At 63.4% G+C, this 14078-nt stretch carries 11 protein-coding genes; 2 read left to right on the forward strand and 9 right to left on the reverse strand.

Going from position 1 to position 14078, the window contains the following annotated elements:
* Window positions 1-37 precede the first annotated feature (37 nt).
* From MFF58_RS15585 to MFF58_RS15600, 4 genes are all read right to left on the reverse strand, one after another.
* Window positions 38-1354, reverse strand: a complete 1317-nt coding sequence (locus MFF58_RS15585) for a PQQ-dependent sugar dehydrogenase (RefSeq protein WP_435404751.1) — start codon at window positions 1352-1354, stop codon at window positions 38-40.
* 2 nt (window positions 1355-1356) lie between these two features.
* Complete coding sequence (locus MFF58_RS15590; RefSeq protein WP_308445448.1) at window positions 1357-1794, reverse strand: DUF2231 domain-containing protein; 438 nt, start codon at window positions 1792-1794, stop codon at window positions 1357-1359.
* Between the two features lie 401 nt (window positions 1795-2195).
* Window positions 2196-3482, reverse strand: coding sequence for an OprO/OprP family phosphate-selective porin (locus tag MFF58_RS15595; RefSeq protein ID WP_238289551.1), 1287 nt, complete (start codon window positions 3480-3482; stop codon window positions 2196-2198).
* 511 nt (window positions 3483-3993) lie between these two features.
* The gene (locus tag MFF58_RS15600) at window positions 3994-4881 is read right to left on the reverse strand and encodes a hypothetical protein (RefSeq protein WP_238289553.1); all 888 of its coding nucleotides are present in this window, start codon (window positions 4879-4881) and stop codon (window positions 3994-3996) included.
* Between the two features lie 296 nt (window positions 4882-5177).
* On the opposite strand from MFF58_RS15600, the gene MFF58_RS15605 reads away from it, so the two are divergent.
* Complete coding sequence (locus MFF58_RS15605) at window positions 5178-6206, forward strand: IS110 family RNA-guided transposase (RefSeq protein WP_238289555.1); 1029 nt, start codon at window positions 5178-5180, stop codon at window positions 6204-6206.
* Between the two features lie 368 nt (window positions 6207-6574).
* Here the strand turns inward: MFF58_RS15605 and eno are convergent, their stop codons facing one another.
* From eno to soxC, 4 genes are all read right to left on the reverse strand, one after another.
* Window positions 6575-7867 carry a phosphopyruvate hydratase gene (gene eno / locus MFF58_RS15610; RefSeq protein ID WP_238289557.1) on the reverse strand — a complete coding sequence of 431 codons (1293 nt, stop codon included), beginning with the start codon at window positions 7865-7867 and terminating at the stop codon, window positions 6575-6577.
* A complete protein-coding gene (locus tag MFF58_RS15615) occupies window positions 7864-8889 on the reverse strand; it encodes a phosphotransferase (RefSeq protein ID WP_238289559.1) in 1026 nt (341 codons plus the stop codon). The genes eno and MFF58_RS15615 overlap by 4 nt, the downstream gene beginning before the upstream one ends.
* A gap of 397 nt (window positions 8890-9286) precedes the next feature.
* The gene (locus MFF58_RS15620; RefSeq protein ID WP_238289561.1) at window positions 9287-9829 is read right to left on the reverse strand and encodes a c-type cytochrome; all 543 of its coding nucleotides are present in this window, start codon (window positions 9827-9829) and stop codon (window positions 9287-9289) included.
* Window positions 9816-11057 carry a sulfite dehydrogenase gene (gene soxC / locus MFF58_RS15625; RefSeq protein WP_238289563.1) on the reverse strand — a complete coding sequence of 414 codons (1242 nt, stop codon included), beginning with the start codon at window positions 11055-11057 and terminating at the stop codon, window positions 9816-9818. The genes MFF58_RS15620 and soxC overlap by 14 nt, the downstream gene beginning before the upstream one ends.
* 756 nt (window positions 11058-11813) lie before the next feature.
* On the opposite strand from soxC, the gene MFF58_RS15630 reads away from it, so the two are divergent.
* Complete coding sequence (locus MFF58_RS15630) at window positions 11814-13022, forward strand: IS256-like element ISMex14 family transposase (RefSeq protein WP_238289565.1); 1209 nt, start codon at window positions 11814-11816, stop codon at window positions 13020-13022.
* A 147-nt stretch (window positions 13023-13169) separates the two neighbouring features.
* Here the strand turns inward: MFF58_RS15630 and MFF58_RS15635 are convergent, their stop codons facing one another.
* Window positions 13170-13940, reverse strand: a complete 771-nt coding sequence (locus MFF58_RS15635) for an SPFH domain-containing protein (RefSeq protein WP_238289567.1) — start codon at window positions 13938-13940, stop codon at window positions 13170-13172.
* Between the last annotated feature and the right edge of the window lie 138 nt (window positions 13941-14078).

A 14078-nucleotide genomic window follows, 5' to 3' on the forward strand; every position in this document is an offset into this window, starting at 1 on the left:
GCCTCTATCGGCTTCTTAGGAGCGGACGTTGCGCCACTCAGTGCGTGGCCGTTGCCGCGCTCACTCTCCAGACAGTGTTGCCGACATCGTCGGCGACGATCAGGGCGCCCGTCCGATCGAGGGACACACCGACCGGGCGTCCGCGGACCGTCTTCTTGTCCTCCGCGAGGAAGTCGGTGATCACCGGAATCGGTGCTCCGTTCGGGCGTCCATCGACGAAGTGGACGAAGATTACCTGGTAGCCGTTCAGCGGATCGCGGTTCCAGCTGCCATGCTCGCCCACGAAAGCGCCATCGGCGAATTGCGGCGACACCTTCTGACCTTGGGTGAACGCGACACCGAGGGTCGCGACGTGGGAGCTCAGTCCATAATCCGGCTTGATCGCCTTCGCGACCATGTCCGGCTTCTGCGGCTGAACGCGGTCGTCCACGTGCTGCCCCCAGTAGCTGTAGGGCCACCCGTAGAAGCCGCCCTCCTTGATCGAGGAGAGATAGTCTGGATCCGCATCCGGCCCGTTCTCGTCGCGTCCGTTGACGACGGCGAACAACTGCCCCGTTCCGGGTTGGATGGCCAGATTCGTCGGGTTGCGGATCCCGGTCGCGTAGAAGCGTTTGGCGCCGGTCAGCCTGTCGACCTCGAAGATGGTCGCGCGATCCTCCTCGATATCCATCCCGTTTTCGGCGACGTTGCTGTTGGACCCGACACCGACGTAGAGCTTTGATCCATCAGGGCTGGCGACCATCGCCTTGGTCCAATGATGGTTGATCGGGCCGGCCGGGAGATCCGCGAGCTTGGTCCCCGGCTCCTTGATCTCCGTCTGGCCGGGCTTGAACGGATAGGCGATGATCGCGTCAGTGTTGGCCACGTACAGCGTATCCGCCGCCACCGCGACCCCATAGGGCGAGTGCAGATTATCGACGAGCACCGTCTTCAGCTCTGGAACGCCATCGCCGTTGGCATCCCGCAGCAAGGTGATGCGATTGCCACCCTTGTCGGCAGAGCCGCCGCGCGCCTTGATCAAACCCGAGATGTAGTCCTTCGGCCGGAATGGCTTGGTGCCGGGGCCGTTGCTTTCGACGACGAGGATGTCGCCGTTGGAGAGCGGGTAGACGATACGCGGATGCATCAGCCCGTTCGCCATGGCCTGGATGCGCAGGCCGGCGGGAACCGTGGGCGTTTCCCCCTCCTTCCAGCCTACGGCCTGCGGTACGCTCATCGGGGGGATGAGGTACTGGTGAGGCTCTGGAATGTCCGGGTTCGACCCGTATTGCTTCGCGGGATCGCCTCCCTTGTCGTTGCAGCCGGCCAGCAGCGCGACGACCATCAGGCTGGAAGCCGCGCGGAATCGCTTCATGGTCATGCGTTGTCTCCCTGGGCGGGCATCTTGGGGCCGGTCACGCACCAGCCGCGAAGACCGGCGACGAGAAGCAGGATCGCGACGATGGCCGACACGGTGATCCCGGACGGGACGACGGACGTCCACCCATCGCGCGTATGAATGAAAACGTTGACGATCGAGAGGATCGCGGCGACAGCCAGCAGGCCGAAGTCGGGCCAACTGATCAGCCCGGCCCTACCGAGCACGAAATCGAGCACGAGGACGATTGCGGCGATTAGGGCCAGGACGAGCCCGCTGGTGATCAGCCACGCCGAGAAGTTGGCCCACTGCATCAACGCGTTGCTAAAATACATGAAGTCCGTGAACAGGGCGGCCATCAGCAAAGCCCCACCCAGTCCGACGAAAAACGAGTGTAGCGGCCTGGGTGTATGGCCCGCGCCAAGTTGCCTAGCCATTCTTTCCTCCAACGAAGCAACGACTTGAGAGAGCTCGGCCGAGCATGAGTGAAACGCGAAATCTCGGGTCCGGTGCGACCGAACTCGGTAGCTTCATTGCGAACGCGATGTTCCACCATCGTGATGCCATCGAAGCCGAACCGGCGGCCGCACGCGCATTCGCACGAAATGGGCTCGCGACGCGGTCCAGCAATTCCCTGATCGATATTTCGTCCTGTGCTGGGCTTTGGAGAGTGCCGCGTGCTCCAGAAGCAGGCGACACGGCATCGGTCAGATCTTGCCGACCGACGAGTGTCCGCTTGCTGAACCTGAAGCTCGAAGGCAGCCTGCCTAATATCCACACGACCTTGTCGAGCAGTCCTGACATCGAACGCCCGCGCCGCCTACCGACTGAACGGCACTCACCAGTAGATCTGTAGGCGCGTGATGATCGTGTCGACCGAGAATGACGTGCGGCTGAGGGCGTCAGATTGGGTCTCGCTCGGCTGCACGCGCCCATGGATGTAGTTCGCGATCAGGCGCAAATTCGGCTCGGGGTACCAGCTGAGGCCAAGGGTCACATCCCGCTCCGAACCGGCACGAAAACCTCGAGCGTTAAGGTCGATGCTGCTGTAGCGGGCGGCTACTTCGAAGACACCGATCCCGCCCCGGGAGACCCGCTGCCCCTCCGGCACGATTACACCCTTGAACGTTGCGTAAGTCGTGCCGCCCTGAGGTGTCATAGTGTAGCTGCGGCCTTTCCCGTTCAGCACTAAGCCCGCCTCGACATAGCCGCCTTGAAAACTGAGGACCGGCAATGGGCCACCAAGCCCCTCGAACCGCTCAATCTCGGCGTGGATGTACTCGGCTTGGAGCAGCAATGGGCCGTTGCGGTAGGCAAATTCCGCTCCGATGCGGGTAGCTTGTGCAACGTCGGGCAAGTCGCCGGTGTCGACGAAAGAGCGCGCGAATAACGAGGCTTCGGCTTGTGTGGAGAGGCTGAAATCGTCGTCGCTCCGAGAGCGACGGCGATAGATGCCAGCAAGCCCTAGATGCAGGATCTCGTCCTCATTCAGGATGGGCGCCACGGTAGCCCGTGCGGCCACCGCCACTCCGTCGCCGGAGATGCCGTTGCTGGCGGCATTGCCGAACACCCCTGCCGCCGCAGTCCACGCCTGCCCGTGATGCCCGATCGCAAAGCCAAACCGGCGGTCCGGCACGAAGGCGTTGGCGAGGGAGCGCTCGGCGAATAGGGTGTCGTTGTTGCTTTGCAGCCATTCGAGGCTGAATGGCACCTTCATGTTGCCGAGCGTCAGGATCGTATCCGGCAGCCCTTTCCAGGCTACGAAGGCGTCGTTGATCGGCAGAACGGGATCGCTAAAATCGTACTGGAAGGCGATCACCCAGTCGCGGCCAATTGTGAGTGTCGGTTCGAACCAGGAGCGGCGCACCGCGACATTGTCGGGGAAGGCCTCAGGTAGACCCCGCCGGCTGAAACCGGCTGCGCCGGCATCGATGTGCAGACGGCCTCCGATATTCAGCGTCACATCCGGGTCAGGGAACGTGAGGGTCAGCCCCTTTTCATCGTAGCGCAAACGCTCTCCGTAGGGGCCGACCATGCCTTCGAACGTGTCGTTCCCGGCGCTGGCAGGCGGGACGAGAGCGAGGGAGACGGCCAGGAAGGCCGCGGCGCGGCGCGTTTTGATCACGGTGTCAGAGAGCAGTTCGCCACGGCGGCGACAAGCACATGGGCCAACGTAAGCTCAAATCACGACGGTCGTGGCATGGGGGTCACGTTCCCATACCGTTCGGAACGGTTGAAAAAGGCGGACTTCTCTTGCGTCTCGGTCACGTCGCTGCGGCTGCGAAAGAGGAGCAGGGTGCGGCCACCCAGAGATCACCTGTAACGTGCAGTAAGCGGTTCGCACTCAGATGCCGTCAGTCGGAGCGGGAGCCATCCACCCCATCTGCTTTCGGGATCCGCACGGCCACGCGTGAATGACTGCGCTGGGTTGGTAGGAGCCCGTCCGCTTTTCAGGCCACCCTTCTTCAAAGTGGTCGTTCTGCTTACGGCCAGCATCTGCCACCACGCATCGCTCGCGCGAACGTCTCAGATGGGTGGTTTTGCGACCGTCCGCTTTCTGACTGCGGATGCGTTGAAGCGGACATAGGTACGAGGACAGTTCATGCCGCTCACCCGAGCTGCATTCTAGCTAATACCTAAACGGTCTCAGTAGACACAGGTGTGAAAGTCATAGCCTCGCTACGTAGGGTATCTGGATCCATAATGAACCGCTCAATTCGCTCGTAACCCAAACACGGGCGCCCCTGTAGATGAATGCGGCCTTCTTCCTTGGAAGGCCAAAAAATGCCCTGCACTGCGGCGTCCATATATTGATATACTTTGACCAGTTGGGGTGGGCCTCCAATTGTTTCGGACCGTCGCGGATCACGCAGCATGTCGCGGATTACCTCAAAGGGCTCCCAATCGATCTTAAACGGCATAGACTTGGGGCGAGTTTTGTATATCTCCAGAAATTTCTCACACGCAAGCGGTGCTTGATCGCCCGCAAACGCGATACGTCCAATAATCGTACCTCTTCTTGGTTTTCTTGAGGGGCGAAGTGAATATATATCAGGCTCACTTAAATGGACCAAAGTTTGCCCTGGATGCGCGATAAATTTTTGCTGCTTGCTATCATATCTGATTGACCATATTTCAAAACCTTTCTTAATCCAATCGTAGCCTCCAAATAGGAATTCTGCACCCGGCAACGCGTCAACCACGCCCTTCAGATGAGGAGAAACTCTAATCTCGGCAGCCATAGAGTCGAATACTTTCAGGGCATGCGATTTGAGTGAGGTCAAATCGAGCGATCTTCTTCGAGCAGGCGCGTGAGAGTCTATCGCGAGGGCAAGTTGTTGCATCATGGGATATGCGGCGCCGCTGTATCCTGCAAATGCAATCGCGCAGTCACTGCGAGGCAATGTTAGTATCTTTGGACAAGCGTCGAAATTTCTGCCATCGCCGCTTAATCGACTGTCGCTGACAAATATAAGCTCTTCGCAAGAATTGATAGTACGGATCCAAGCTGCTGAGATTGTCATAAATATCTCTGACGAGTCTAAAACATTTATAGGGTAATAGCACAAGACGTATGAACTCTAGGTAAATCTAGGGCGAGTACCGCTGCTTTCCCCATGAGCTGAAGTTGCCGGAGGGCCTACGACCGGCCGCTTTGGAGAAGCGCCGATGGCGGCCTGGATGGCTGGGTAGGGTCGATAGGAGGCCGTCCGCTTTATCGGCAGACCTCCTCCAAAACAGCCATTCCGCTTTTGATGTTGTGGACGGCTCTCCTCCCGCCTGCGGTAGTCATACAGGCTGAGCCGAAGGGAGAGCGTCGATGGCAACGATTGTGACGATTGGGTTGGATATCGCCAAATCCGTGTTCCAGATCCACGGGATCGATGCAGCCGGCGCGGTGGTGGTGCGCCGGAAGCTGTCGCGGGGCCGCGTACTGGCGTACTTCGAGGCTCTGCCGCGCTGCGTGATCGGCTTGGAGGCGTGCAACACTTCGCATCACTGGGCTCGCGAACTGACTGCATTGGGTCATGACGTGCGGCTGATGCCGGCGCAGTACGTGAAGCCCTACGTCAAGCGGGGCAAGACCGACGCTGCCGACGCCGAGGCGATCTGCGAGGCGGTGACGCGGCCGACCATGCGCTTTGTCGCGGTCAAGACGCCCGAGCAGCAGAGCGTGATGATGCTGCATCGGGTGCGGCTGATGCTGAACCGGCAGCGCACTCAGCTCTCGAACGCCCTGCGGGCTCACATGGCGGAGTTCGGCGTGGTAGCTCCGGTCGGGCGCGTGGGACTGGAACGCCTGCTTTCGATCGTCGCCGACTGCGCAGATAAGCGCATCCCCACCGACGCGCGAGTGTGCTTGGAGATGCTGGTGCGCCAGCTCGCTGTGGTGAAGACGCAGGTCTTGGAGAATGACCGCCGCATCCGTGAGAGCGCCAGAGCCACTGAGGTCGGCCGCCGGCTGATGGCGATCCCCGGCGTCGGGCCGCTGCTCGCCAGTGCCTTCGTCGCGAGCGTGGCTGATCCGCGTGTGTTCAAGACGGGCCGCGACCTCGCGGCCTGGATCGGGCTCGTGCCGAAGCAGAACTCGAGCGGCGGCAAGGAGCGGCTCGGTGGCATCTCGCGGGCGGGCAACGGCTATCTGCGTCAGATGCTCGTGGTCGGCGCGATGGCGGTCATCCGCCAAGCGCAGCGGCACGGCAACCGGCGCGCGTGGCTGCTTCAGTTGCTGGCCCGGCGCGCCACCAAGGTCGCGGCGGTCGCCTTGGCGAACAAGACCGCGCGGATGGTCTGGGCGCTGATGACGAGCGGAGAAGTCTACCGCGAGCCGGCCGTGACGGCGGCGTAGAGATCCGGCGGCCGGGGAGCGGCGCCGACGAGGTTGGGAAGGGCGAACAGGAGCTGATGCACGAAGCCGGTCAATACCGCCGGAACAGGAAAACCCAGTCTGGCCGATGCACTTCGAGTGCGTGCTTTTGGTCGGGACCTGATCCGCGCGAAAGGCATCATGGCCAGCGGCGCATGTGAGAGCCGCACCACAGGCCGAACACATGGCCGCACCGACCAGCAGATTGCAGCAGCCTCAAAGAAACCCCTTGCCAACGGAGAGCCGTCCACACACGGCCAAATCCAGCCGGCCGCTTCCCGTCCGAACGCGTCGACCCTCATCGCTACCGCGCACTGTCAGCTCGGTAGCGGCAAGCTGTGTGTGCGAGGCTAAACGCTTTCCCTAAACGGCAGAGCCGACCAGCCTGCGAACACCGCGTCCCGTCCCATGCACTCCTCGATCCGCAGCATCTCGTTCCACTTGGCCATGCGCTCAGACCGGGAGAAGGAACCAACCTTGAACTGACCTGCATCCCAGCCGACCGCCAGATGCGCGATGGTGGTGTCTTCCGTCTCGCCGGAGCGGGCCGACACGATCGTGCCGAAGCCGGCTTCGCGCCCGGCGAGTAGGGCGGCGTGGGTCTCCGTGACGGTGCCCGCTTGGTTCGGCTTGATCAAAACCGCATTGGCCGAGCAATCGCGGGCGGCCCGCCTCACACGCTCCGCGTCGGTCACCAGGAAATCATCACCGATGATCTGGCATCGCTGGCCGAAGCGCTCCGTGAACGCCCGAAACCCCTCGGTATCGTCTTCGGCCACGGGATCTTCGACCGACGCGATCGGATACGCCAGCAGCCAGCTGCCGAGCATGTCGATCAGTTGGCCCGTATCCAGCTTTCGGTCGTCGAGCGCCAGAGCATAGACGCCGGCTTCGCCGAACTCGGATGCCGCGACATCCAGCGAGATTGCCACGTCGCCGCCCGGTTTGAAGCCCGCGGCTTCGATCGCCAGCACGAGGGTGTCCAGCGCCTCCTCGTTGGAGGCGAAGACAGGCCAGTACCCGCCCTCGTCGGCCACGCCCTGGAGCTTGCCGGCCTTGCGCATCAAGCCCCCGGCTGCACGGTAGATCTCGGCCGTCCAGTCCAGGGCCTCGGCGAAGGAGGCGGCACCGGGGCACATCACCATGAAGTCCTGAACGTCGACGCGCCGTTCGGCATGGGCGCCACCCCCGAAGATCTGGATCTCCGGGAGGGGGATGCGCACCCGCCGCGAGCCGGCCAGAAGCTTCCAGACCGGAAGGCCGACGGCGCTGGCACGGGCTTGCAGCGCGGCCATGGAGGTCGCGACGAGGGCATTGCCGCCCAGACGCGACTTGTCAGGCGTGCCGTCCAGAGCGATCATCGCCGCGTCGACGGCCGGAAGGTCGCCGGCGTTCATCCCGACCAGGGTCTGGGCAATCGGTCCGTTCACGTTGCCGATCGCGCGGCGCACGTCGAGTCCGCCGAAGGCCTCGCCCGCATCGCGCAGATCGACCGCCTCACCCGAGCCGGTGGACGCGCCCGCAGGCGCGATCGCGCGCCCGACGACTCGTTCGCACAGCGTGACCTCGACCTCGACGGTCGGGCGACCCCTTGAGTCCCAAACCCGGCGTCCGTGAACGCCCGTGATGGTCGCATCGTTCACGGCAGGATCTCCTTCGCCCACTGGTCACGGATGTGGGACAGGCGCTTTGGACGGCTCGCGATCAGGTGACGGGCCACCCGCCTGACGCGCTCCCGATCGGCCTCCGTGGTGATGTACTCGGCGGGCGACTTGCCATCGATGCGGCCGAGGAACAGTGCGGGCAGAAGCCGCGCGGCACGCGCCTCCACGGCTTCGGGTGGCTCCCACCCGACGCCGGAGATGTAGGCGGCCGCCAGGGCATCGAAGGAGGCGAGGTACTGCGCCGCGTGCTGCCGCTTCCAGACGCACTTGAGGAGGAGGTGATTGAGGCAGAAGGCCAGGTCGAAGGCTGGCTCGCCGTACCAGGCGCACTCGGCATCGAGCAGCACGGGGCCGGCTGGGCCAGCGAGGATGTTCTTCGGACTGACGTCGCCGTGCACCAGGGCCAGCTTGCGCCGGAGCGTATCCCGGGACAGCGCACAGAGCTCCTCTGCGAGGTCGCCGTGCCGCCTCGCGGTCGCCTCGAGGTAGGGTTCCAGGCGGATGGCGTGGAACGTCTCATCGTTGGAGAAGCGGCGCGCGACCTCTGCCGATCGCGCGGTCGCCTCGTGAATAGCCACGACAGCCTGGCCGACCGCCGCGGCGAAGCCCGCGCTGACCCGGCCGTCGCGGAGCTCGTTCTTCCAGATTGAATGGTGTGCTGGGTCTAGATAGGTCATCGCGAACAAGCCTAGGGCGGGATCGTGTGCGAGGATGTCCGGCACGGCCTGTGGGACGGCACGCTGCGCCTCGATGAACCAACCCACCTCGCTGGCGTTGCGCGAGACCGGGGCGTTCCATTCCTGCGCGACACGCAGACGGGCTAGCGCTTTCTTGACGACGAATGTGCGCTCGCCGACCTCCACCCGGAAGATGTCCGACGCCACCCCGCCAGTGAGAGGCACGAGTTGCACCCCTTCGCCGGGCTTAACCAGTCCCGACCGGTTGAGGAACTCGCTCAACGCTGGATCGGCCACGGCTGGCGACGTCGCGCTGACACTCATGCCGAGCCTCACCCTCACCGGCGTCCGAACAGAACGCGCATTCGACGCTACGCTGCTTCGCAAGCTCGCACCACGAGCGCATTTCCAGACAGTGCCGCGCTGGCGGGCAGCAATGCGTTCCGCACGTGCTCCTGCCGGCCCCCGGCCTCGGCGCGGCGCAGGCGATCGAAGTATCCGCCAGTGACCCACATCGCCGCGTCCACGCATGCGGCGAGCCAAGCCTGGGTGCGGTTAGCCTGGCCCATATTGTCGGGTAGGCCAGGTAGATGTCTGGTTTCCTGCATCGTCTGCCCGAAACCAACCTAACAACTTTCGGCCGACCTAAGTCATCGCTCCACGCCTGCGTGAGCGTCGCAGATGGGTGGTTTTCGGCTGCTTCGCTTCTGGACAATGCTGATCAGGGCTTCACATCCGGCCTCGGGTCCGGAACGAAGCCGTCCCGGTTCGGCATGCGGATAGCCGCGAGCGATTTCGCGTCGAACACGGCGTTCTCCACCGCGAGCCCGTTCAGGTAGAGGACGTAGCCCGAGACTGCATAGACGTCGCCGTCACTGAGCGATTGCGGGGCGTTCATCGGCATCGCCCTGCGGATGTAGTCGAACAGGGTCGGCGCGTAGGGCCAGAAGCTGCCGACCGTCTTGACGGGCTTGGCCGAGGCCAGCGTGCCCTGACCACCGGCAAGTTGCTCGCCGGTGTCGCCTTCCCCCTTCTGCCCGTGGCAGGAAGCACATTGCGCCTCGAACACCTCGCGGCCGTGGGCGACGCTGCCGTGGCCCGCCGGGAGCTTCCGGCCGTCGCGGTCGATGTCGATGTTCCAGGCGGCGATCTCGGCCTCCGTCGCCGGGCGGCCGATCTCGAAGCGCTCGGCCCCCAGCGCGCTTCCAGCGATATCAACGAGGAGGAGGGTAGCCGCGAAGGCGCGGAACTCACGCGTAGCCATTGGCGACCTCGCCATCCGCCGCGATGCGCCAAGGCACGACCGCGTTGTTGTGGTAGAAGGACTTGAGACCGCGCACCGCCGTCAGATCCTCGAAGCTCGGCTGCACGTAGCCGGTCTCGTCAATGGCTCGGCTCGCGATAGTTGTCGGCGTGCCGTCCCAGGTCCAGGACAGGCGGAACCGGGTCAGGGCCCGGTTCAGCACCGGCTCCTGGAGCATCGCCTCCTGCCAGGTCTTGCCCCCGTCAGTCGTGACCTGCACACCTCGGATTCGGCCGCGCCCGGTCCAGGCGATGCCGGTGATCTCGTGGAAGCCGGCGGTGATCCTCTGGGTGCCGGAGGGCCGGGTGATGATCGACTTCGCCTCCATCACGAAGGTGAATTGCCGCGCAGTGCCGTCCGGCATCAGGTCGGTGTACTTGGAGGTCTCCTCGCGGGAATAGGCCGGCTCCGCGCTCACGTTGAGGCGGCGCAGCCACTTCACGTTCATGTTGCCCTCGAAGCCGGGCAGTAACACCCGCAGCGGGTAACCCTGTTGCGGGCGCAGCCGCTCGCCGTTCTGGCTGTAGACCAGCAGCGCGTCGTCGAGACATTTCGCGAGGGGTATGCTGCGGGTGAGGGCGGCGGCATCCGCGCCCTCGGCTACGACCCATTGGGCCTCCGGCCTGAGCCCGGCTTCCCGCAGAACCGTCGCCAGACGCACTCCAGTCCATTCGGCGCAGCTGACGAGCCCGACGAGATCCGAGGCGGTCTTGCCCTTGATCGCCTCGAAGCCCGGATTGCCCGAGCATTCCAAGAAGTAGATGTGCGACTCGGACGGGAAACGTCGGATGTCCTCCATGGTGAGGATCAGGGGTCGCTCCACCAGCCCGTGGATCAGCAGCCGGTGCTTGGCGGGGTCGATGTCCGGGATACCGCCATGGTGGCGTTCGTAGAACAGGCCGTTCGGTGTGAGGATCCCGTCGAGATCCTGCAGGGGCGAACGGCTCGAAGCCGAGGTATATTGCTTCAGCCCCTTCGGCACGTTGCGGGTAAGCCCCGCCTCGAAGCGCGAGGGGGTGCCGTAGGTTTGGCTGCCGACATCCGCACCGGGCGCCCTCATCCAGTCAGGGATGCCAGGCGGCGCCGCCTCTTCCGCGTGAGCGGTGCCGGCCACCGCGCCTACGGCCGCCGCCGCGCTCTGGACGAGAAAGCGCCGCCGGGCGGGGATCGTCGTGTCGTTGTCGCTCATGGCATCGCGATCTGATCTCTTGCCAGTCTCTCGCTGACAGCCTTCGAAGGGGCGTCATACGGCTCCTCGTTTGGACGAGCGCGGGACAGACTACGGGCATTCCTGATATGAGTATCCTGTATGGAAGCGAGAAAAGTTGATGGTGAAGGCAGGATGATATCGATCCTGCTCAACCGAGGGCTTGCCCCCGGCACTTCCGTGTGTCGCCATTTCAGACCGCGTTCGAGGAAGCCGATTGATCCCTGAACGCCGTCACTATTGTCGTTCTCGAACAGGCCGCTTTGCAGACTTGCAACCCTAACCGATGCAAAACCCGATCCTTAGTAGCGGCGGAACATACATCCGATTTCGCGCGCCTCACGACCGCGCGTGAGCGACTGCGCTGGGTCGGTAGGAAGCTGTCTGCTTTTCCGGTCGACCTTCTCCGAAGCGGACCGGCAGCTTTCGGCCAAACTACGCCATGCCGGCTCACCAATGGGATAAAACCAGTGGTTCGGCTTTGCGCCCATTCACGTCATTCGTGCCGACTTGATCGCTTCTTGATAGCGGACATGGCGCTCGACTACTAATCGCTGCGGTTTTGCGCGAAACATGGGCTAACGAACACACAAGTTCGCGATGTAGCTAGCTTCGAGCGGGGTAGCGTCCACGGACGGGGTGTAAATTCGGGGCCCGTTTCGGCGGGGATTGGGGTGGCCATCAGGGCCGGCGGCTAAGGTGGAGTTTGCGGACTTCAACCCAAGCCGGGAGCACCCGATGACCGACGACAGAATGGCATTGATCGAAGCCTTCCAGAAGGCCGACGACGGCAACTTCCTGCGTGGCCTGGCCGAGACGGTCCTGCAGATCCTGATGGAGGCCGACGTGGATGGTCTGATCGGGGCTGGCCGCTACGAACGATCCGGCGAGCGCAGCACCTACCGCAACGGCTATCGGGAACGCAGCCTCGACACGCGGCTGGGCTCACTCAACCTGAAGATCCCGAAGCTGCGCACCGGCAGCTACTTTCCCGGCTTCCTGGAGCCGCGGAAGACCGTCGAGAAGGCGCTGGTGGCCGTGATCCAGGAGGCGTGGATCGCAGGCGTGTCGACCCGGCGCGTCGACGACCTCGTTCAAGCCATGGGGCTGTCGGGCATCTCGAAGTCCTCCGTGTCCAAGCTGTGCAAGGACATCGATGAGCGGGTGAACGCCTTCCTCAAGCGCCCGCTGTCGGGGGCGTGGCCGTATCTCTGGCTCGATGCCACCTACCTCAAGGTCCGCGAGGGCGGGCGCATCGTCTCCGTGGCCGCCATAGTCGCCGTGGCGGTGGACACGGAAGGCCGACGCGAGATCATCGGGCTGCACATCGGACCGTCCGAGGCTGAAGTGTTCTGGACCGATTTTCTACGCGACCTGGTCAAGCGCGGGCTCTCGGGTGTGCAGCTCGTCATCTCGGACGCGCACGAGGGGCTCAAAGCCGCCATCCGCCGCGTTCTGAAGGCGACCTGGCAAAGATGCCGGGTTCATTGGACCCGCAACGCGCTCGCCTACGTGCCGCGCGCTCAGCAGACCATGGTCGCCGCCGGCCTACGCCAAGCCTTCCAGCAGCCCGACCAGGAGGCGGCCCGTGCCGCTCTCCACCATCTTGCCGAGCAGCTTCACAATCGCTGGCCGAAGCTCAAGAGCTTCATCGATGCCACGAGCGAGGACGTGCTCGCCTACCTGACGTTCCCGGTCCAGCACCGGACCAAGTTGCACAGCACGAACCCACTCGAACGGCTCAACAAGGAGATCAAACGGCGCGCCGACGTTGTGGGCATCTTTCCCAACACCGACTCCATCCAACGCCTGATCGGGGCCGTGTTGCTGGAGGCCAACGACGAGTGGCAGCTCCAGCACCGCTACATGCAGATCGAGGGCATGGCCGGCTTCACCCCAAGCCTGCTCGACGAGACCCTCACAGCAATTCCACCGCAAGCTGCCTGACCGATGGCTGCTCCAAATCCACTCCGAATTTCCACCTCATTGACGGACACGACCTCGAGCGGCTCATTGAGTGGCGTCTTGAGTACATCCGCTGAAACAGAGGCTTCAATGACGATCTGAGCCCCACAGCTGCCGCCGCGCGAGTTGCTATTCAGCGCTTCCTGACGGCAGCCCGGCGATCTTCCCTGCGGCATGCAGAAGCTCGACAGGAAGCATGGCGATGATCGTGCTGTTATGCTCGACGCCGATCTCTGTCAGGGTCTGAAGTCGCCGCAGTTCTAAAGCACCCGGCGCGGTCGCGATCATCGCCGCCGCCTCAGCAAGTTTCTGAGCCGCTTCGTTCTCACCTTCAGCCTTGATGATGCGCGCTCGCTTCTCGCGGATCGCCTCAGCCTCACGCGCGATGGCGCGCTGCATCTGCTCAGGGATATCGACATCCTTGATCTCGACTGCGTCGATCTCGATCCCCCAGCGCTCAGCTGCGGTTGAGAGCAGTTCGAGCAGACGCTTGTTGATGGCGACCCGGTCCTTCAGCATCTGATCGAGGTCACTTTGGCCGATGGCGTCGCGCATTCCGGTCTCGGCCGCCTGGATGATGGCCGAACGCCACGACTCGACCGCTGTGACCACACGAGCAGGGTCGACGGCTCGATACCAGAGTACCGCGTTCACTTTGACGGCGACCCCGTCGCGGGTGATCGTCTCCTGGGTCTCAAGCTGCACGGTGATGGTTCGGGTGTCCACCTTCACGACGCGGTCAACGAACGGGATCAGCCAGTACCAACCCGGCCCTTTGGTCGTTCCGAGCCGACCGAGGCGAAAGAGCACCGCTCGCTCGTACTCCTGATTAATGCCGAGCGTCTTGAGGGCGAGCCCCAGTAGAACGACCGCTATGGCAGCGACGATCGCGTAATTCATTCCACGCCCCCAGAGCCGGTGTAGTTACAGCGGCAGAAATATCAACCCATGTTGAGCCCCCAGCGCAGGTGCGGCGAGCAGCCTCAGAGACCCGATTTAGAGCGTGTTATGAACCTTCCAGCGAGGATCACTTACGCC

Source organism: Methylobacterium longum (genome assembly GCF_022179385.1).
Lineage (GTDB): Bacteria > Pseudomonadota > Alphaproteobacteria > Rhizobiales > Beijerinckiaceae > Methylobacterium > Methylobacterium longum.